General features: G+C 74.6%; 14 protein-coding genes. 4 read left to right on the top strand and 10 right to left on the bottom strand.

The genetic code is table 11. From position 1 onward, the window contains the following. Nucleotides 1-13 precede the first annotated feature (13 nt). The 5 genes from ACYVKY_RS15890 to ilvD all read right to left on the bottom strand — a co-directional run bounded on the left by ACYVKY_RS15890 (nucleotide 14) and on the right by ilvD (nucleotide 5,819). Complete coding sequence (locus tag ACYVKY_RS15890) at nucleotides 14-331, bottom strand: hypothetical protein (RefSeq protein WP_460435960.1); 318 nt, start codon at nucleotides 329-331, stop codon at nucleotides 14-16. A 91-nt stretch (nucleotides 332-422) separates the two neighbouring features. Then, nucleotides 423-1,442, bottom strand: a complete 1,020-nt coding sequence (gene ilvC, locus ACYVKY_RS15895; protein ID WP_460435982.1) for a ketol-acid reductoisomerase — start codon at nucleotides 1,440-1,442, stop codon at nucleotides 423-425. 51 nt (nucleotides 1,443-1,493) lie between these two features. Next, nucleotides 1,494-2,003, bottom strand: coding sequence for an acetolactate synthase small subunit (gene ilvN / locus ACYVKY_RS15900; protein ID WP_460435961.1), 510 nt, complete (start codon nucleotides 2,001-2,003; stop codon nucleotides 1,494-1,496). Further along, entirely contained in the window at nucleotides 2,000-3,760 is a 1,761-nt protein-coding gene (locus ACYVKY_RS15905) for an acetolactate synthase large subunit (protein ID WP_460435983.1), read from the bottom strand. Before ACYVKY_RS15905 ends, ilvN begins: the two co-directional genes overlap by 4 nt. Before the next feature lie 355 nt (nucleotides 3,761-4,115). Continuing rightward, a complete protein-coding gene (gene ilvD, locus ACYVKY_RS15910; protein WP_460435962.1) occupies nucleotides 4,116-5,819 on the bottom strand; it encodes a dihydroxy-acid dehydratase in 1,704 nt (567 codons plus the stop codon). A 100-nt stretch (nucleotides 5,820-5,919) separates the two neighbouring features. On the opposite strand from ilvD, the gene ACYVKY_RS15915 reads away from it, so the two are divergent. Further along, entirely contained in the window at nucleotides 5,920-7,209 is a 1,290-nt protein-coding gene (locus tag ACYVKY_RS15915) for a YibE/F family protein (protein ID WP_460435963.1), read from the top strand. Here ACYVKY_RS15915 and ACYVKY_RS15920 read toward each other — a convergent pair. Next, a complete protein-coding gene (locus tag ACYVKY_RS15920) occupies nucleotides 7,206-8,165 on the bottom strand; it encodes a 2-hydroxyacid dehydrogenase (protein ID WP_460435964.1) in 960 nt (319 codons plus the stop codon). The genes ACYVKY_RS15915 and ACYVKY_RS15920 overlap by 4 nt on opposite strands. Nucleotides 8,166-8,193: 28 nt before the next feature. On the opposite strand from ACYVKY_RS15920, the gene ACYVKY_RS15925 reads away from it, so the two are divergent. Then, entirely contained in the window at nucleotides 8,194-9,384 is a 1,191-nt protein-coding gene (locus tag ACYVKY_RS15925) for a PQQ-dependent sugar dehydrogenase (RefSeq protein ID WP_460435965.1), read from the top strand. Between the two features lie 19 nt (nucleotides 9,385-9,403). On the opposite strand, the gene ACYVKY_RS15930 is transcribed toward ACYVKY_RS15925, so the two are convergent. From ACYVKY_RS15930 to gatC, 4 genes are all read right to left on the bottom strand, one after another. Then, nucleotides 9,404-11,734 (bottom strand): putative bifunctional diguanylate cyclase/phosphodiesterase, encoded by a 2,331-nt coding sequence (locus tag ACYVKY_RS15930; protein ID WP_460435966.1) that lies wholly within the window; start codon nucleotides 11,732-11,734, stop codon nucleotides 9,404-9,406. A gap of 79 nt (nucleotides 11,735-11,813) precedes the next feature. Next, entirely contained in the window at nucleotides 11,814-13,355 is a 1,542-nt protein-coding gene (gatB, locus tag ACYVKY_RS15935; protein WP_460435967.1) for an Asp-tRNA(Asn)/Glu-tRNA(Gln) amidotransferase subunit GatB, read from the bottom strand. After that, nucleotides 13,352-14,905: an Asp-tRNA(Asn)/Glu-tRNA(Gln) amidotransferase subunit GatA gene (gatA, locus tag ACYVKY_RS15940; RefSeq protein WP_460435968.1), complete on the bottom strand. Its 1,554-nt coding sequence runs from the start codon at nucleotides 14,903-14,905 to the stop codon at nucleotides 13,352-13,354. The genes gatB and gatA overlap by 4 nt, the downstream gene beginning before the upstream one ends. Continuing rightward, on the bottom strand, nucleotides 14,902-15,201 hold the full coding sequence (gene gatC / locus ACYVKY_RS15945) for an Asp-tRNA(Asn)/Glu-tRNA(Gln) amidotransferase subunit GatC (RefSeq protein WP_460435969.1): 300 nt from the start codon (nucleotides 15,199-15,201) through the stop codon (nucleotides 14,902-14,904). Before gatC ends, gatA begins: the two co-directional genes overlap by 4 nt. 24 nt (nucleotides 15,202-15,225) lie before the next feature. Here gatC and ACYVKY_RS15950 point away from each other — a divergent pair, with 24 nt between their 5' ends. Both ACYVKY_RS15950 and ligA read left to right on the top strand, forming a co-directional pair. Then, nucleotides 15,226-16,266 carry a uroporphyrinogen decarboxylase/cobalamine-independent methonine synthase family protein gene (locus tag ACYVKY_RS15950; protein WP_460435970.1) on the top strand — a complete coding sequence of 347 codons (1,041 nt, stop codon included), beginning with the start codon at nucleotides 15,226-15,228 and terminating at the stop codon, nucleotides 16,264-16,266. A gap of 182 nt (nucleotides 16,267-16,448) precedes the next feature. Beyond that, complete coding sequence (gene ligA, locus ACYVKY_RS15955; protein ID WP_460435971.1) at nucleotides 16,449-18,596, top strand: NAD-dependent DNA ligase LigA; 2,148 nt, start codon at nucleotides 16,449-16,451, stop codon at nucleotides 18,594-18,596. Nucleotides 18,597-18,616 lie beyond the last annotated feature (20 nt).

Consider the following 18,616-nt stretch of genomic DNA (forward strand, 5'->3'; position numbering starts at 1 on the left):
TGGAGGCCCCGAGTCAGTCCTCGGCGAGGCGCGTCCTGAGCCGGTCGAGGCCGCGCAGGACCTCGTCGCGTCGGCCGGTGACCCAGAGCAGCTCGCGTCCCACGGTGGTCGTCGCCCACAGCTGCGCACCGAAGGTGGGTTCGGTGCCGTCGAGCGGTCGGGCCGACGTCAGCGGACGCAGCTCGCGCGCCAGGCAGTGGTCGCACCGCAGCAGCGTCCCGTCGTCGACGCGCGCCACGACCGCGTGCCGGGCGCAGCGCGGGCACTCGACGTGCACCTCACCGAGCCGGTCGGGACCGCGATCAGGCTCCCGGAACCGTTCCTGCGTCACGCGGTGGCTGGTGCCACCGGACGACAGAACCCGCCCGTGCCGCGGTGGCGGACGGGCGGGTTCTCCCTCGTCGTGCTGGGTGGTGCCGGGGTCAGCGCTCGGCGGTGCCCTCGGTGTAGTCGTCGTCGCCGGAGCGGACCCACGCCATCAGCTTGCGCAGGTCGCGGCCGGTGGCCTCGATCGGGTGCTGCTCGCCCTCGGCGCGCAGTCGCTTGAACTCCGGCGCGCCGGCGTCCTGGTCGGCGATGAAGCCGGCCGCCCACGAGCCGTCCTTGATCGCGGCGAGGACCTCGCCCATGCGGACCTTGACCGAGTCGTCGACGACCTTGGGACCGGAGGTGTAGTCGCCGTACTCGGCGGTGTCGGACACGCTCCAGCGCTGCTTGGCGATGCCGCCCTCGTACATGAGGTCGACGATCAGCTTGAGCTCGTGCAGGCACTCGAAGTAGGCGACCTCGGGCTGGTAGCCGGCCTCGGTGAGGGTCTCGAAGCCCTGCTGCACCAGCCGCGAGACGCCGCCGCAGAGGACGGCCTGCTCGCCGAACAGGTCGGTCTCGGTCTCCTCGGTGAAGGTGGTGCGGATGCCGCCGGCGCGCAGGCCGCCGATGCCCTTGGCGTACGCGAGCGCGAGGTCCCAGGCCTTGCCGGTCGCGTCGTTCTCGACGGCGACCAGCACCGGGACGCCGCGGCCGTCGACGTACTCGCGGCGCACCAGGTGGCCGGGACCCTTCGGCGCGACCATCGCGACGTCGACGCCGGCCGGCGGCTGGATGTAGTCGAACCGGATGTTGAAGCCGTGGCCGAAGAACAGCGCGTCGCCGTCCTGCAGGTTCGGCGCGATCGCCTCGGCGTAGACGTGGCGCTGCACGTGGTCGGGCGTGAGCAGCATGATCAGGTCGGCCTCGGCGGCCGCCTCGGCGGGCGTCACCACGCGCAGGCCCTCGGCCTCGGCCTTGGCCCGGCTCCGCGAGCCCTCCTGCAGGCCGACGCGGACGTCGACGCCCGAGTCGCGCAGGCTCAGCGCGTGGGCGTGGCCCTGGCTGCCGTAGCCGATGACGGCGACCTTGCGCTGCTGGATGATCGACAGGTCGGCGTCGTCGTCGTAGTACATCTGGGCCACGGGGGCTTCTCCTTCAGTGGTTTTCGTTGTGGGACGGGACGTTCAGGACCGGCTGGACCGGTCGGTCATGGAGCGGGAGCCGCGCCCGAGCGCGACGAGTCCCGACTGGACGAGCTCGCGGATGCCGAACGGCTCGAGCACGCGCAGCAGCGCCGCGATCTTGTCGGCGTGGCCGGTGGCCTCGATCGTGAGCGCGTCGGTGGCGACGTCGACGACCTTGGCGCGGAACAGCTCGACGACCTCGAGCACCTGCGAGCGCTGGGCGCCCTCGGCGCGCACCTTCACCAGGATCAGCTCGCGCTGCACCGAGGCGGCCGGCTCGAGCTCGGCGACCTTGAGCACGTTCACCAGCTTGTTCAGCTGCTTGGTGACCTGCTCGAGCGGCTGGTCCTCGACGTCGACGACCACGGTCATCCGCGACACGTCGGGGTGCTCGGTCGGCCCCACGGCCAGCGAGTGGATGTTGAAGTCGCGCCGCGCGAACAGCCCCGCGGCGCGGGTGAGCACACCGGGTCGGTCCTCGACCAGCACGGACAGCGTGTGGCGGGTCATGCGCCCTCCTCCTCGCGGTCCCAGACCGGCGTCGAGTCGCGCGCCACCTGGATGGCGTCGTTGCTCACGCCGGCGGGCACCATCGGCCAGACCATCGCGTCGCGGTGCACGACGAAGTCGACGACGACGGGACGGTCGGTCACCGCCATCGCCTGCGCGATGACGTCGTCGAGGTCCTCGGGACGCTCGCACCGCAGCCCGACGCAGCCGTAGGCGTCGGCGAGCTTGACGAAGTCCGGGATGCGCTGCGCCGCCTCGACACCGGTGCCGGTGTTCAGGTCGGTGTTGGAGTAGCGGCCCTCGTAGAACAGGGTCTGCCACTGGCGCACCATGCCCAGGCTGGAGTTGTTGATGACGGCGACCTTGATCGGGATGCCGTTGATCGCGCAGGTGGCCAGCTCCTGGTTGGTCATCTGGAAGCAGCCGTCGCCGTCGATCGCCCACACGACGCGGTCGGGCTGGCCGACCTTGGCGCCCATCGCCGCAGGGACGGCGAACCCCATCGTCCCGAGGCCGCCGGAGTTGATCCACGACGCCGGGCGCTCGTAGCGGACGAACTGCGCCGCCCACATCTGGTGCTGACCCACGCCCGCCGCGTACACCGCGTCGGGGCCGGCCGCGGCGCCGAGCCGCTCGATCACCAGCTGCGGCGACAGCGAGCCGTCGTCGGGCTCGGTGTAGCCGAGCGGATAGGTCTCGCGGATCCGGTCGAGCTGGGTCCACCAGGCCTGCAGCTGCGGGGTGCGGCCGGCGTCGGCCTCGGCCTGCACGGCGTCGACGAGGTCGCTGATGACCTCCTTGGCGTCGCCCACGATCGGGACGTCGGCGTGCCGGTTCTTGCCGATCTCGGCCGGGTCGATGTCGGCGTGGACGATCGCGGCGCCCGGCGCGAACGAGCTCAGCTGGCCGGTCACCCGGTCGTCGAAGCGGGCGCCGAGGCTCACGATCAGGTCGGACTTCTGCAGCGCCGTCACCGCGGCGACGGTGCCGTGCATGCCGGGCATGCCGAGGTGCTGCGGGTGCGAGTCGGGCAGCGCGCCGCGCGCCATCAGCGTCGTGACGACGGGCGCGCCGGTGAGGTCGACCAGCTTCGCGAGCTCCTCGCTGGCGCGGGCCTTGATCACGCCGCCGCCCACGTAGAGCACCGGGCGGCGGGAGGTGGTGAGCAGCCGCGCCGCCTCGCGCACCTGCTTGCTGTGCGGGCGGGTCACCGGCCGGTACCCCGGCAGCTCGATGCGGGTCGGCCAGACGAACTCGGTCTTGGCCTGCAGCACGTCCTTGGGGATGTCGACGAGCACCGGGCCGGGGCGGCCCGTGCCGGCGATGTGGAACGCCTCGGCGATCGCGCGCGGGATGTCGGCGGGGTCGGTCACCAGGTAGCTGTGCTTGGTGATCGGCATCGTGATGCCGACGATGTCGGCCTCCTGGAACGCGTCCGTGCCGATCGAGCCCGAGACCACCTGGCCGGTGATGGCCACGATCGGCACCGAGTCCATGTACGCGTCGGCGATGGGCGTGACCAGGTTGGTCGCGCCCGGGCCGGAGGTCGCCATGCAGACACCGACCCGCCCGGTGGCCTGGGCGTAGCCCTGGGCGGCGTGGCCCGCGCCCTGCTCGTGGCGCACCAGGATGTGCCGGACCTTCTCGGAGTCGAGCAGCGGGTCGTAGGCCGGGAGGATGGTGCCGCCCGGGATGCCGAAGACGACCTCGACGCCGGCCCGCTCGAGCGACCGGACGAGCGACTGCGCGCCCGTCATCACCTCGGGGGGTTCGGGCGGCGAGCCCGGCTGGGTGCCGGTGCGCGGGCCCGGCACGGCGCGGGGGCCCGGACGGGGGGCCTCTCCGGTGGTGGCCACTGCGGTCTCCTACAGGTCGTTCGTGCGGTGAGGTGTCGGTCAGGTGAGCGGGCTGGACATACGAAGACCCCTCGGGCCCGGGGGCCGTCGAGGGGTCGCGCGCGCAGCGGTGGTCGCCCGGCTACGCGCGCCGGGTGAGTACGAGGACGTCGAGACGTGCCGCGGGCATGCGTCCACGGTGCTCCGGCTCGCGGGGTGTGTCAACACGCGGACGCACGCGTCCCGGGATGCGGACAGGAGGCGGTGGTCACGACGGTCAGCCGCACACCGCGCCGCCGGAGGCGGACCCGACCAGCTTCGCGTACTTGGCCAGCACACCGCGGGTGTAGCGCGGCGGCAGCGGCTCGAAACCCTCGGCGCGACGGGCGATCTCGGCCTCGTCGACGAGCAGGTCGAGCGTGCCGGACGCGACGTCGAGCCGGATGCGGTCGCCGTCGCGCACGTGCGCGATCGGGCCGCCGTCGACGGCCTCGGGCGCGACGTGGCCCACGCACAGACCCGTCGTCCCGCCGGAGAACCGCCCGTCGGTCAGCAGCAGGACGTCCTTGCCGAGCCCCGCCCCCTTGATCGCGCCGGTGATGGCGAGCATCTCGCGCATGCCCGGGCCGCCCTTGGGGCCCTCGTAGCGGATCACCACGACGTCGCCGGCGGTGATCGTCCCGTCGTTGAGCGCGTCCATGGCGGCCCGCTCGCGGTCGAAGACGCGGGCCGTCCCCTCGAAGACGTCGGAGTCGAACCCGGCCGACTTCACGACCGCGCCCTCGGGCGCGAGCGTGCCGTGCAGGACGGTGATGCCACCGGTGGCGTGGATGGGGTTCGCCAGCGTGCGCAGCACGTCGCCGTCGAGCTGCGGCGGGGCGAGCTCCTCGAGGTTCTCGGCCATCGTGCGGCCGGTGACGGTGAGCACGTCGCCGTGCAGCAGCCCCGCGTCGAGCAGCGCCTTCATCACCACGGGGACGCCGCCGATGCGGTCGACGTCGACCATGACGTGGCGGCCGAACGGCTTGACGTCGGCCAGGTGCGGCACCTTCGCGCCGATCCGCGAGAAGTCGGCGAGCGAGAGCTCGACCTCGGCCTCGTGCGCGATGGCCAGCAGGTGCAGCACGGCGTTGGTGGACCCGCCGAACGCCATCACGACGGCGATCGCGTTCTCGAACGCCTCGCGCGTCATGATCTGCCGGGCGGTGATGCCCTTCACGAGCAGCCCCACGGCGGCCTGGCCGCTGCGGCGGGCGAAGCCGTCGCGACGCCGGTCGGTGGCGGGCGGCGCGGCCGAGCCGGGCAGCGACATGCCGAGCGCCTCGGCGGCGCTCGCCATCGTGTTGGCCGTGTACATGCCGCCGCAGGCGCCCTCGCCCGGGCAGATCGCGCGCTCGATCGCGTCGACGTCCTCGCGCGACATCAGTCCGCGGGCGCAGGCGCCGACCGCCTCGAAGGCGTCGATGATCGTGACGTCGCGCTCGGAGCCGTCCGAGAGCTTGGCGCGCCCGGGCAGGATCGAGCCGGCGTAGAGGAAGACGGACGCGAGGTCGAGCCGGGCGGCCGCCATGAGCATGCCGGGCAGCGACTTGTCGCAGCCGGCCAGCAGCACGGTGCCGTCGAGCCGCTCGGCCTGCACCACGGTCTCGACGGAGTCGGCGATGACCTCGCGCGACACCAGCGAGAAGTGCATGCCCTCGTGGCCCATCGAGATGCCGTCGGAGACCGAGATCGTGCCGAACTCGAGCGGGTAGCCCTGGGCGAGGTGGACGCCGTCCTTGACCGCCTTGGCGAGCCGGTCGAGCGACAGGTTGCACGGCGTGATCTCGTTCCAGGACGACGCGACGCCGATCTGGGGCTTCTCCCAGTCCTCGTCGCCCATCCCGACGGCGCGCAGCATCCCGCGGGACGCGGCCTTCTCGAGGCCGTCGGTGACGTCGCGGCTGCGCGGCTTGGTGTCCACCCGTCCCTGCGTCTGCATGCACAGGAGTCTACGACCACCCGAGCCGGTCGAGGTGTCCGGGTGGTGAGCGACAGGTCTCGCGATCCGAGACGGTGTTCGGTCCGCCTAGGCTGCCTGCATGCCGCACGCCCACGCCCACGTCGACGCGTCCGCCGGCGAGCTGCGGCTGTCGACCGCCGCCAACCGGGTGCTCCTCGTCGTGGTGGCGCTGACCCTGATCGCCACCGTCGTCGGCATGGTCGCGATCTGGCCGCACGGCGGGGTCGCGCGCACCGACCAGGCCCGGCTGGCGTTCGACGGCGTCACGATCGTCCACGGCACCGTCGAGGAGGCCACCGCCGGGCTCTGCCCCGGCCTGACCGAGGACCGGCTGCCCGACGGGTCGATCCCGGAGGAGACCACCTGCGCGGCCGCGCAGGTGCGGCTCGGCGACGACGCCCCGGACGGCACCGCCGGCGACACGGTCGAGGTGCAGGTGCCGATCCTGTCGTACCAGGCCGGCATGTCGCCGGGCGACGCCGTGCTGGTCGGCCGCTACGACGTGGCGGACGACCCCGCGCTGGAGGGTGTCCCCGTCTGGGTCTGGGTCGAGTACGACCGGCAGCTGCCGCTGGCCCTGCTCGCCGTGGTCTTCACCGTGCTGGTCGTGCTCGTCGGACGGCTGCGCGGGCTGGCGGCGGTGCTCGGCCTCGGCGTCGGCTACGCCACCGTCTTCCTGTTCATGCTGCCCGCGCTCTCCCGCGGTGAGGACCCGGTGCTCGTCGCGCTGCTCGGCTCGGTCGCGATCATGACCGTGATCCTCTACGCCGCACACGGTTTCACCGCCAAGACGACGGCCGCCCTGGTCGGCACCGTCGCCGGGCTGGGGCTCACGGCGGCGCTCGCGACGTGGGCCACCCGCGCGAGCCACCTCGACGGCTCGGCGTCCGAGACCGCGTACCAGCTGCGGCAGGTCACCGGCCTGCCCGACCTGTCGGGCCTGGTGCTGTGCGGGGTGATCCTGGCGGGGCTCGGCGTGCTCAACGACGTGACGATCACGCAGTCGTCCGCGGTCTGGGAGCTGCGCCGGCTCGCGCCGCAGAGCCGGTTCCGCGACCTGTTCCGCGCGGGCATGCGGATCGGGCGCGACCACCTGGCCTCGACGGTGTACACGATCGCGTTCGCCTACGCCGGCGCCGCGCTGCCGACGCTGCTGCTCATCTCGGTCTACGACCGGCCGTTCGGCCAGACGGTCACGAGCGCCGAGATCGCCGAGGAGGTCGTCCGGACGCTGGTGGGGTCGATCGGCCTGGTGCTCGCGATCCCGCTGACGACCGCGGTCGCCGCCCTGCTGGTGCTGAGCGCCCGCCGGCTCCGCCCGGCCGACCGGGTCGCCGAGGACGAGCCGGAGACCGAGCCCGTCCTCTAGCCGCGGTGCACCACGTGCGCGGGCGGCTCGCCCGCCAGCAGGCGCGCGAGCTGGGCCTGCACGAGGCGGCGGGCGCGCGGCACCATCGCCGAGGTCGCCCCGCCGACGTGCGGGCTCACCAGCAGGCCAGGCGCGCCCCACAGCGGGTGCTCGGGCGGCAGCGGCTCGGGGTCGACGACGTCGACCGCCGCCCGCAGCCGGCCCGTGGTGAGCTCGGCCAGCAGGTCGGCGGTGACGACGACCGGTCCGCGGGCGACGTTCACCACGAGCGCGTGGTCGGGCAGCAGCGCCAGCAGCCGCGCGTCGACGAGCCCGCGGGTGGCCTCGGTCAGCGGGCAGGCCAGGACCAGCACCTCGGTGCCGGGCAGCAGCACGTCCAGCTCGTCGACGCCGTGGACCGGGCCGAACCGCGCGCTGTGCTCGTCGTCGCGGGCGCGTGAGGCGACCCGGGTGAGCTCGACCTCGAACGGCTCGAGGCGTGCGGCGATCGCGGTCCCCACCCCGCCGGCCCCGAGCACGAGCACGCGGCGGTCGGCCAGCGACGTGCGCACGCGCGGCGCCCAGCGCCCGCGCTCCTGCTCGCGCGCCGCGTCGTCGAGCCCGCGCAGCGACGCGATCGCGAGCCCGACCGCGAGCTCGGCGGTGCTGGCGTCGTGCACGCCGACCGCGTTGGCGAGCGGGACGCCGGGCGGCATCCGCTCGACCAGGCCGTCGTACCCCGCGGTCAGCGTCTGCACCAGCCGCAGCGACGGTGCCTCGGCCAACCGCTCGAGGGCGGCGGCCGGCCGCTGGTACGGCAGCACGACCGCGGCGAGCCGGTCGGCGTCCTCGCCGAGGTCGGACGGCGGACCGCCGACGTCCCAGGCGAGCGCCCGCACGCCGTCCGGGTAGGGACCGAGGCGCTCGAGCCAGTCCTGGTCGGGGACGGTCAGCACGAGCTCGTCGGTGTGCGGCACCCCGCCATCCTGACGGAGGATGCAGGGCATGGCCCTCCCGACCCCGCGTCCCGGCACGCGCGCTGCCGTCGCCGCCGCGCTCGTCGCCGTGCTGGCCGGGTGCGGCGGCGGTGGCCCCGAGAGCATCGGCGAGGGCGTCACGCCCGCACCCCGGCCCCCGGCGTCCTCGCCCGACCCCACCACCTCCACCACCGGGGCCGCCGACGCGCTCCCCACCGGCGTCCCGGGCGCCCCGACCGTGCTGGCCGACGCGCTGCCGCTGCCGTGGAGCCTGGTGCCGCTGCCCGACGACGCCGGCTGGCTGGTGTCGCTGCGCGACGACGCGACCGTGCGGCACGTGGCCCGCGACGGGGCGCAGACGCCGGTGACGACCACGTCCGCCGACGGCCGCGTCCCGGGCACCGACCCCTCGGGCGAGGGCGGGCTGCTGGGTCTCGCCGTCCTCGAGCAGGCCGACCGCACCTGGGTCTACGCCTACCAGACCGTGACCGGCCCGGACGGCCGCGCGAACCAGGTGGTGCGGATGCCGCTGACCGGGGACCCGGGCACGTACGCGCTCGGCGCCCCGGAGCCGGTCGTGACCGGCATCCCCGCCGCCCGCATCCACAACGGCGGGCGGCTCGCGTTCGGGCCCGACGACATGCTCTACGTCACCACCGGAGACGCCGGCGAGACCTCGCGGTCGCAGGACCCGGCGAGCCTGGGCGGCAAGATCCTGCGGGTCACGCCGGAGGGTGCGCCCGCGCCCGGCAACCCGACCGCCGGGTCACCGGTGTGGTCGCTCGGGCACCGCAACGTGCAGGGCCTCGGCTGGGACGCGCAGGGGCGGATGTTCGCGAGCGAGTTCGGCCAGAACACCTTCGACGAGCTGAACCTGGTCGAGCCCGGAGCCAACTACGGCTGGCCCGTGGTCGAGGGTGCCGGTGGCGACGCCGCGTTCCGCGACCCGCTGGTGACCTGGGCGACGTCGGACGCCTCGCCGTCCGGCCTGGTCGTCACCGGTGACGCGGTGTACCTCGCCGCGCTGCGCGGCGAGCGGCTGTGGCGGGTGCCGCTGGTCGGCGACGACGCGGTGGTCGGCCCGCCCGAGGCGCTGCTCGCGGGCGAGCAGGGGCGCCTGCGCGACGTCGTGCTCGACGACGGCCCGGACGGCCCGGCGCTGCTGGTGCTGACGAACACCGGCGAGGGCGACCGGGTGCTGCGGCTCCCGCTGGGCTGACGGTCGGGCGAGCGGCGGGTCAGCCCGCGAGCCGGCGGCGGGCGGTGGCCTGGGCGGGCACGAGGGGCGCCGCGACCGGCTTCTTCGGCGCGCAGGACCGGTCCATCTCGGTGACCAGCTCGGTGACCGGCATCGCCTTCGCGAACAGCCAGCCCTGCACGAACTGCGCACCGAGGCCTCGCACAAGGGCCTCCTGCTGCGGCGTCGAGACGCCCTCGAAGACCACGTCGAGGCCGAGACCGACGGCGAGCTGGACGATGGTGCGCCCGATCGCCAGCGTCCGGGGCTCGTGCAGGTGCCGCGTCAGCGACATGTCCGCCTTGAGCATCTTCACCGGCAGCCGGCTGAGGTAGCCGAGCGAGGAGTAGCCGGAGCCGAAGTCGTCCAGCGCGATCGGGACGCCCTGCTCCGCGAGGTGCGTGATGGCCACGACCGCCGGGTCGTCCGGGCGGACGAAGACCGACTCGGTCACCTCGACGACGAGCTGCTCCGGCGGGACGCCGCGCTCGGCCAGCGCGGCCATCACGCGGTCGACGTAGCCGGGCTCGCGCAGCTGGATCGTCGACACGTTGACGGCGACGCGCACGCCGCGGGCCACGCCGCCGCACTCGGACATCAGCCGCAGCGCGCGGTGCAGGATCTGGTCGCCGAGGTCGCCGATCAGGCCGGCCTCCTCGGCCACCTCGATGAACTCCTGCGGGTTGACCTGCCCCAGCACGGGGTCGTCCCAGCGGGCCAGCGCCTCGACGCCGACCAGGTAGCCCGTCCCGACGTCGTAGATCGGCTGGAAGTGCACGTCGACGCCCTCGGCGGCGACGACCTCGCGCAGCCGCCGCTCGACCAGCTGGCGGCGGCGGGCGCGGGCGGCGAGGGGCTCGCCGAACACGACGACGCGGCCCCGTCCGTCCAGCTTGGCCTGGCGCATCGCCTGCGCGGACGCCGCCATGCTGGCCTGCGCCTGGCGTCCGGTGGAGCCGCCGTCGACGCGCAGCCGGTCGACGCCGATGCTGACCGACACGCTGACGCGGCCGGTGGCGGTGACCTCGTCGAGCAGGCGGGCGCCGATCAGCCGGACGAGGTCGTCGGCCAGCTCGCGCGCCTCCTCCTGCGTCCCCGGCACGATCACGGCGAACTCGTCGCCGCCGAGCCGGAAGGCGTCCGCGCCGGCGGGGGTGACCCGCTTGCGCACGGTGGTCGCGACGACCTGGAGCACGCGGTCGCCGGTGGAGTGGCCGAGCAGGTCGTTGACGTCCTTGAAGCCGTCCAGGTCGAGGGTGAGGAACCAGAACGGGTCGCGCGGGCGGGACGCGAGCCGGTCGAGCCGCTCGGCGAGCGCGCGCCGGTTCGGCAGGCCGGTGAGGGGGTCCTGGCCCGCGATGTCGGCGAGCCGCTCCTGCAGCCGGCGGGTCTGCACGGCGCGCACCAGCTCGCGCACGCACAGCGAGGCGACGAAGACCAGCGCCAGCGCCTTGCTGACCAGGTCGAGCGGCTCGTGGCCGTCGAAGGTGAGGATCGCGGCGGCGAGCAGCGTCGAGCAGGCCGCGGCCACGAGCACCTGCCGGCGGGTCTCGCGCGCCGGCTGCCGGGGCACCGACGTCTCCTCCGGGCGGCTGCGGACGGTCAGCAGCCCGAGCACGACCAGCGGCCAGACCAGGGCACCGGCCAGGGCGCTCTCCCAGGGCCAGGGCCCACCGGACAGGACGGTGGAGATGGCGTACGAGTCGGACGCGGTGTAGATGGCCATCCCGAGCGTGACCAGGCCGAGCCCGCGGTCGGACTCGCGCACCGCGGTGACCGCCAGCACCGAGGTGACGACCAGCTCGAGCACGAGCAGCGCGAGGGTCTCGAGGTCCTCCGGCACGCGGACCGCGTCGAGCAGCAGCGCGCGCCACAGCACCAGGCCCGCGGCGCTGCCCACCATCACGCCCTCGAGGGCGAGCCGCAGGGCGTGCCCGACCTCGTTGTTGCGACGAGGCACCAGCACGGCGCCCAGCACGGCGGGGACGGCGGCGACGCCGGACAGCACGTCGCCCTCGGTCGGGTAGCCGGGGTAGACGCCGCGGGACTGCCAGGCCGCGAGCAGCTGGCCGGCGCCGAACACCACGGCCGCGGTGCCGAGCAGCAGGCGGAAGCCGGTCAGGCGCAGCCCGGCGCTGGTGACGGCTCGTGCGAGCAGCAGCAGGCCGCCGACGACCGCGGTGGTGCCGGCGAGGGTGAGCGCGAGCGGCAGCGCCGCCCCGGGGTCGGTGCGGCCCAGCGGGAGCAGCTGGAGCGCGAGGAGCACCGGCACGACGACGAGCGCGACGGCACCTGCACGTCGCGCCGCCGGGCGGGCCGGGGCGATCACCATGACCAGACCATCGGCACCAGAGGTTTCCGACTTGCTGCGCCCGACGGGTGACCGTGGTCACCCGGTCGGGCGCGGGATCTCACCCCGCGAGCCGCTCCAGCACCATCTCGCGCACCCGGGCGGCGTCGGCCTGACCACGCATCTGCTGCATGACCGCCCCGATCAGCGCACCGGCCGCCGCGTGCTTGCCCGCGCGGATCTTGTCCGCGACGTCCGGGTTCGCAGCGATCGCGGCGTCGACGGCCTCGCCGAGGGCGCCCTCGTCGCTGACGACCTCGAGACCGCGCGCGGTGGCGACCTGCTCGGGCGAGCCCTCACCCGCCAGCACGCCGTCGAGCACCTGGCGCGCGAGCGAGTCGTTCAGCCGCCCGGAGGCGACGAGCCCGGCGAGCTCGGCCACCTGCGCCGGGGTGACGGCCAGGTCGGCCAGGTCGGTGCCGCCGGCGTTGGCGCGGCGCGCGAGGTCGCCCATCCACCACTTGCGGGCCGCGGCGGGCGTGGCGCCGGCCGCGACCGTCGCCTCGATCAGGTCGCCGGCGCCCGCGTTGACGACGTCGCGCAGCTCGAGCTCGGTCAGACCCCAGTCGGACGTCCAGCGCGCCCGCCGCGCCGACGGCGTCTCGGGCAGCGTGGCCCGCAGCTGCTCGACCCAGTCGGCGGTGCACTCGATCGGCACCAGGTCGGGCTCGGGGAAGTACCGGTAGTCCTCGGCCTGCTCCTTGGAGCGGCCGGAGGTGGTGACGCCGGTGTCCTCGTGCCAGTGCCGGGTCTCCTGGACGACGCGCTCGCCGGCGTCGAGCCTGGCCGCGTGGCGGGTCATCTCGTAGCGGACGGCGCGCTCGACGCTGCGCAGCGAGTTGACGTTCTTGGTCTCGGACCGGGTGCCGAGCGGGACGGCGCGCTGCTCGTCGCTCGTGGGCTCGCCCACCCTGGGGCGCAGCGAGACGTTGGCGTCGCAGCGCAGCGACCCCTGCTCCATCCGCACGTCCGAGACGCCGAGCCCGCGCAGGATGTCGCGCAGGGCGCCGACGAAGGCCTTCGCGACCTCGGGGGCGCGGTGCCCCGTCCCCTCGATCGGCTTGGTGACGATCTCGATGAGCGGGATGCCGGCCCGGTTGTAGTCGACCAGCGAGTAGGTGGCGCCGTGGATGCGGCCGGTGGAACCGCCGACGTGCAGCGACTTGCCGGTGTCCTCCTCCATGTGGGCGCGCTCGATCGGCACCCGGAAGGTGAACGCCTCGCCGTGCTCGGACGCCGGGACCTCGATCTCGAGCTCGCCATCGTGGGCGATCGGCTCGTCGTACTGCGAGGTCTGGAAGTTCTTCGGCATGTCCGGGTAGAAGTAGTTCTTCCGCGCGAACCGGCACGTCGGCGCGATCTCGCAGCCGAGCGCCAGACCGATGCGGGCGGCCGACTCGACCGCGGTGCGGTTCAGCGCCGGCAGCGCCCCCGGCAGCGCGAGGCAGACCGGGCAGACCTGGCTGTTCGGTGCGGCGCCGAAGGTGGTGGCGCAGCCGCAGAACATCTTCGACACGGTGCTGAGCTCGACGTGCACCTCGAGCCCCAGCACGGGGTCGTAGCGCTCGACGACGTCGTCGTAGGCGAGGGTCGCCTCGGTCATCGGGTGGCCCCTTCCAGCTCGGGCAGGCGATCGAGCAACGGTGCGCCCCAACGGTTCTCGAGGAGCGTCTCGAGCGCGGCGCCGACGCGGTACAGCCGGTCGTCGGCGCGCTGCGGCGCGAGCACCTGGATGCCGGCGGGCAGGCCGTCCTCGTCGGCGAGTCCGCTCGGCAGGCTCATGCCGGGGACGCCGGCGAGGTTGGCCGGGATGGTGGCGACGTCGTTGAGGTACATCGCCATCGGGTCGTCGAGCTTGTCGCCGAACCGGAACGCCGTGGTCGGCGCGGTGGGCGAGACCAGCACGTCGACCTGCTCGAAGGCCGCCGCGAAGTCGCGCTGCACCAGCGTGCGGACCTTCTGCGCGCTGCCGTAGTAGGCGTCGTAGTAGCCGGACGACAGCGCGTAGGTGCCGAGGATGATGCGGCGCTTCACCTCGTCGCCGAAACCGGCTGCGCGGGTGGCGGACATGACGCGCTCGGCCGTGACGTCGCCGTCGGTGGGCTCGACCCGCAGGCCGTACCGCATGGCGTCGAACTTGGCCAGGTTGCTGGAGGCCTCGCTCGGCAGGATCAGGTAGTACGCGGCGAGCGCGTGCTCGAAGTTCGGGCACGAGACCTCGACGACCTCGGCGCCGGCGCCGGTGAGCAGCTCGACGGCCTCGGAGAACCGGGCGCGGACGCCCGGCTGGTAGCCCTCCCCGCCGAGCTCGCGGACGACGCCGACCCTCGTCCCGGTGAGGTCGCCGGAGGCGCCCTCGCGGGCCGCGCGGACGAGCGCGTCGAGCCCGCCCGTCGCGCCGAGCGGGTCGGTGAGCGAGGTGGAGTCCATCGGGTCGTGCCCGCCGATGACCTCGTGCAGCAGCGCGGCGTCGAGCACCGTGCGCGTGCACGGCCCGGCCTGGTCGAGGCTCGAGGCCAGCGCCACCAGCCCGTACCGGGAGACGCCGCCGTAGGTGGGCTTGACGCCGACGCTGCCGGTGACGGCGGCGGGCTGGCGGATCGAGCCACCCGTGTCGGTGCCGATGGCGAGCGGCGCCTCGAAGGCCGCCACCGCCGCGGCGGACCCGCCGCCCGAGCCGCCGGGGATGCGCTCGGGGTCCCACGGGTTGCGGGTCGGGCCGTAGGCGGAGTGCTCGGTCGAGGAGCCCATCGCGAACTCGTCCATGTTCGTCTTGCCCAGCACGACGAGGCCGGCGTCCTTGAGCCGGGTGACCAGCGTCGCGTCGTACGGCGGCACCCAGCCCTCGAGGATGCGCGAGCCGACGGTGGTCGGCAGGCCCTTGGTGGCGACGACGTCCTTGACGGCGACGGGCACACCCGCGAGCGGACCGACGGTCTCGCCGGCGGCGATCCGCGCGTCGACGGCGCGGGCCGCCTCGAGCGCCTGCTCGGCAGCGACGTGCAGGAACGCGTGGACACCCCGGTCGCGGTCGCCGTCGACGGAGGCGATGCGGTCGAGGTGGGCCGCCGTCACCTGCTCGCTGGTGACCTCGCCGGCGGCGATGGCCGCGCCGAGGTCGGCCGCGCTGCGGCGGGTCAGGTCCGCGCTCACTGCTCCTCCTCCAGGATCCGGGGGACGCGGAAGCGCTCCTGCTCGGCCGCGGGGGCGCCCGCGAGCGCCGCCTCGGCGCCGAGCGACGGACGCACCTGGTCGTCGCGGAAGACGTTGGTGAGCGGCACCGGGTGCGACGTCGCGGGGACGTCGTCGCCGGCGGCCTGCTGCACCTGCGCCACGGCGTCGAGGATCACGTCGAGCTGCCCGGCCAGGCGCCCCAGCTCGTCCTGCGTGAGGTCGATGCGGGCCAGCCTGGCCAGGTGCGCGACCTGGTCGGTGGAGAGGGCGGACATGCGGCTGAGTCTAGGGTTCGACGGGTGAGCGACTCCCCCACGGTTCCGGTCGACGGCGCGGTCCCGCGCGCGAGCGGCGTCGGGTCGTGGCCCTCGCAGCCCGGGGACTCCGCGATCGAGGCGGCGCGCACGGTGCTCGGCGAGCTCGGGCCCGACGACCTGCCGTACCTGCCCGAGCTGCCCGGACGCGGTCCCGGCGCCGACCTGGTGGGCCGCGGCGCGGCGCTGCTGGTGGAGATGCCGGTCGACCTGCAGCCCAGCGGCTGGCGGCTGGTCGACCGTCCGGGCCGCGACCTGGAGCGGGCGACGTCGTTCCTCACCGCCGACCTCGACGCGCTGGCCGAGGCGGCCGACGGGTTCGGCGGCACGCTGAAGGTGCAGGCGTGCGGCCCGTGGACGCTCGCGGCGGGCGTGGCGCTGACCCGCGGCGAGCGCGTCGTGACCGACGCCGGGGCCGCACGGGACCTGGCCGACTCGCTGGCCGAGGGCGTGCTCCAGCACGTGCAGCGGGTGCGGGGGCTGGTGCCGGGGGCGCAGGTGGTCGTGCAGCTCGACGAGCCGTCGCTGCCCGCGGTGCTGTCGGGCCGGCTGCGCACCGTGAGCGGCTTCGGGCGGCTGGACCCGGTGGAGGCGCCCGTCGTCGAGGACGGCCTGCGCCGGGTGCTCGAGGGCGCGCGTCGCGGTGGTGCCGCCTCGACCGTCGTCCACTCGTGCGCCCCCGACGTGCCGGTCGCGCTGCTGCGCGGCGCCGGGGCGGAGGCGATCTCGCTCGACCTGTCGCTGCTCGGGCCGCGCGGCTGGGAGTCGGTCGCCGTCGCCGTCGAGGCCGGTACCCGGCTGTGGGCCGGGCTCGTCCCGACCGGGGGTGACCTGCCGTCCGTCGCCGACCTGGTCGACCGGCTGCGCGTGCCGTGGCGGCGCGTGGGCCTGGAGGCGCGGCTGCTCGCGGACGTCGTCGTCACCCCGGCGTGCGGGTTGGCCGGCTCGACGCCGGACGCCGCGCGGGCGGTCACCGCGCGCGCCGTCGAGGTCGCCCGGGCGCTGCGGGACCTCGTCGAGGAGTAGCAGCCGTTCACGGAGACGTCGGTCGGTCAGCCGGTCCACGTCGCGCACCTGGTGGTCACCCCGCGCACGCAGCTGCGTGCGCGGGGTGACGGCGGGGTGCGCGGGGTGGCCGCCGCGGGCGTCGGTCAGGGAACCCGTCGCGCCGACCGGCTGGTGTCGGCCCCCTCCGGCAGGATGAGCCCGTGACCGACGAGGTGGAGCAGGCCGAGGCCGACGAGCCCGACGAGGCCGCGCGGCAGCGCTGGGAGCAGCTGGCCGAGCAGGTGCGCGAGGCGCAGTTCGCGTACTACGTGCGCGACGCGCCGTCGATGAGCGACGGCGAGTTCGACGCGCTGCTGCGCGAGCTGCAGGGCCTGGAGGACGACTTCCCGTCGCTGCGCACGCCCGACTCCCCCACCCAGCTCGTCGGCGGCACGTTCTCGACCGAGTTCACCACCCACGACCACCTCGAGCGCATGCTCAGCCTCGACAACGCCTTCAGCGAGGACGAGCTGGTCGCCTGGGCGCAGCGGGTCGAGCGCGACGCGGGCGGCGCCGAGGTGCACTACCTCTGCGAGCTCAAGGTCGACGGCCTCGCGGTCAACCTGCTGTACGAGGACGGCCGGCTGACCCGCGGCCTCACCCGCGGCGACGGCCGCACCGGCGAGGACGTCACGCTGAACATCCGCACCATCGAGGGCGTCCCGCTGCAGCTGACGGCCACCGGCGACGTCCCGGTGCCGGCGCGCATCGAGGTGCGGGGCGAGGTGTACCTGCCGGTCGAGGCGTTCGCCGACCTCAACGCGGCGCTCGTCGAGGCCGGCAAGCCGCCGTACGCCAACCCGCGCAACACCGCGGCGGGGTCGCTGCGTCAGAAGGACCCCAAGGTGACCGCGAGCCGCCCGCTGCGCATGGTGGTGCACGGCATCGGCGCGCGCACGGGCTTCGAGCTCGACCGGCAGTCGCAGGCCTACGAGCTGCTGCGGGCGTGGGGGCTGCCGACGTCCGAGCACTTCGTGGTGGTGGACACACTCGACGAGGTCCGCGAGCGCGTCCGGTACGTCGGCGAGCACCGGCACGCCATCGCCGAGCACGAGCTCGACGGCCTGGTGGTCAAGGTCGACGAGGTCGCCGTGCAGCGGCGGCTCGGCAGCACCAGCCGGGCACCCCGGTGGGCGATCGCCTACAAGTACCCGCCCGAGGAGGTCACGACCACCCTGCTCGACATCCAGGTCAACGTCGGCCGGACGGGGCGCGTCACGCCGTTCGCCGTCCTCGACCCGGTGAAGGTGGCCGGGTCCACGGTGGGCATGGCCACGCTGCACAACGCGCAGGAGGTCGTCCGCAAGGGCGTGCTCGTCGGCGACACGGTCGTGGTGCGCAAGGCGGGCGACGTCATCCCCGAGGTGCTCGGTCCGGTGCTCGGGCCGGACGGCGAGCACGCGGAGGGCGCCCGCGCCTTCGTCATGCCCACCGAGTGCCCGGCGTGCGGCACCCCGCTGCGCCCCGAGCGCGAGGGCGACGCCGACATCCGCTGCCCGAACGCGCGCTCGTGCCCGGCCCAGCTGCGCGAGCGGCTGTTCCACGTCGCCTCCCGCGGCGCCTTCGACGTCGAGGCGATGGGCTTCGAGGCCGCGCAGGCCCTGCTGGACGCCGGCGCCGTCACCGACGAGGGCGACCTGTTCGACCTGACGCTCGAGCGCCTGGCGTCCATCCCCGCGTTCACCCGCGCCGCGAAGAAGGGCGAGGAGGGCGTCGACGGACGGGTGCTCTCGGCGAACGGCCACAAGCTCGTGCAGAACCTCGAGGCCGCGAAGACCCAGCCGCTGTGGCGGGTGCTCGTGGCGCTGTCGATCCGGCACGTCGGCCCGACCGCGGCCCGCGCGCTCGCCCAGCACTTCGGCGACCTCGAGAAGATCCGCACCGCCGAGCAGGCGGAGCTGGCCGCCGTCGAGGGCGTCGGGCCGCGCATCGCCGAGGCCGTCGTCGAGTGGTTCGCCGTCGACTGGCACGCCGACATCGTCCGCAAGTGGGCCGAGGCCGGTGTGCGCACCGCCGACGAGCGCGACGAGTCGGTGCCGCGCACGCTCGAGGGGGTCACGGTCGTGGTCACCGGGTCGCTCACCGGCTTCAGCCGCGACGAGGCCAAGGAGGCGATCCTGGCCCGCGGCGGCAAGGCGTCCGGCAGCGTGTCGAAGAAGACCGGGTTCGTCGTGGTGGGCGACTCCCCCGGCACCAAGGCCGACAAGGCCGAGCAGCTCGGTGTCCCCGTGCTCGACGAGGACGGCTTCCGCGCGCTGCTCGAGGGCGGTCCCGAGGCGGTCGGCGCCACCCACGACGACGCCGGCTGACCCTCAAGGACGCCACCCGG

This window comes from Angustibacter speluncae (genome assembly GCF_054777815.1).

What these genes read in the sequence shown, in the direction of transcription:
- ACYVKY_RS15915 (WP_460435963.1), top strand. Translation starts at nt 5,920, where the DNA reads ATGCCGCACGCCCACGCCCACGTCGACGCGTCCGCCGGCGAGCTGCGG.
- gatC (WP_460435969.1), bottom strand. Translation starts at nt 15,201, where the DNA reads ATGTCCGCCCTCTCCACCGACCAGGTCGCGCACCTGGCCAGGCTGGCC.
- ilvN (WP_460435961.1), bottom strand. Translation starts at nt 2,003, where the DNA reads ATGACCCGCCACACGCTGTCCGTGCTGGTCGAGGACCGACCCGGTGTG.
- ACYVKY_RS15905 (WP_460435983.1), bottom strand. Translation starts at nt 3,760, where the DNA reads ATGACGGGCGCGCAGTCGCTCGTCCGGTCGCTCGAGCGGGCCGGCGTC.
- ilvC (WP_460435982.1), bottom strand. Translation starts at nt 1,442, where the DNA reads ATGTACTACGACGACGACGCCGACCTGTCGATCATCCAGCAGCGCAAG.
- gatB (WP_460435967.1), bottom strand. Translation starts at nt 13,355, where the DNA reads ATGACCGAGGCGACCCTCGCCTACGACGACGTCGTCGAGCGCTACGAC.
- ACYVKY_RS15925 (WP_460435965.1), top strand. Translation starts at nt 8,194, where the DNA reads ATGGCCCTCCCGACCCCGCGTCCCGGCACGCGCGCTGCCGTCGCCGCC.
- ilvD (WP_460435962.1), bottom strand. Translation starts at nt 5,819, where the DNA reads ATGCAGACGCAGGGACGGGTGGACACCAAGCCGCGCAGCCGCGACGTC.
- ACYVKY_RS15930 (WP_460435966.1), bottom strand. Translation starts at nt 11,734, where the DNA reads ATGGTGATCGCCCCGGCCCGCCCGGCGGCGCGACGTGCAGGTGCCGTC.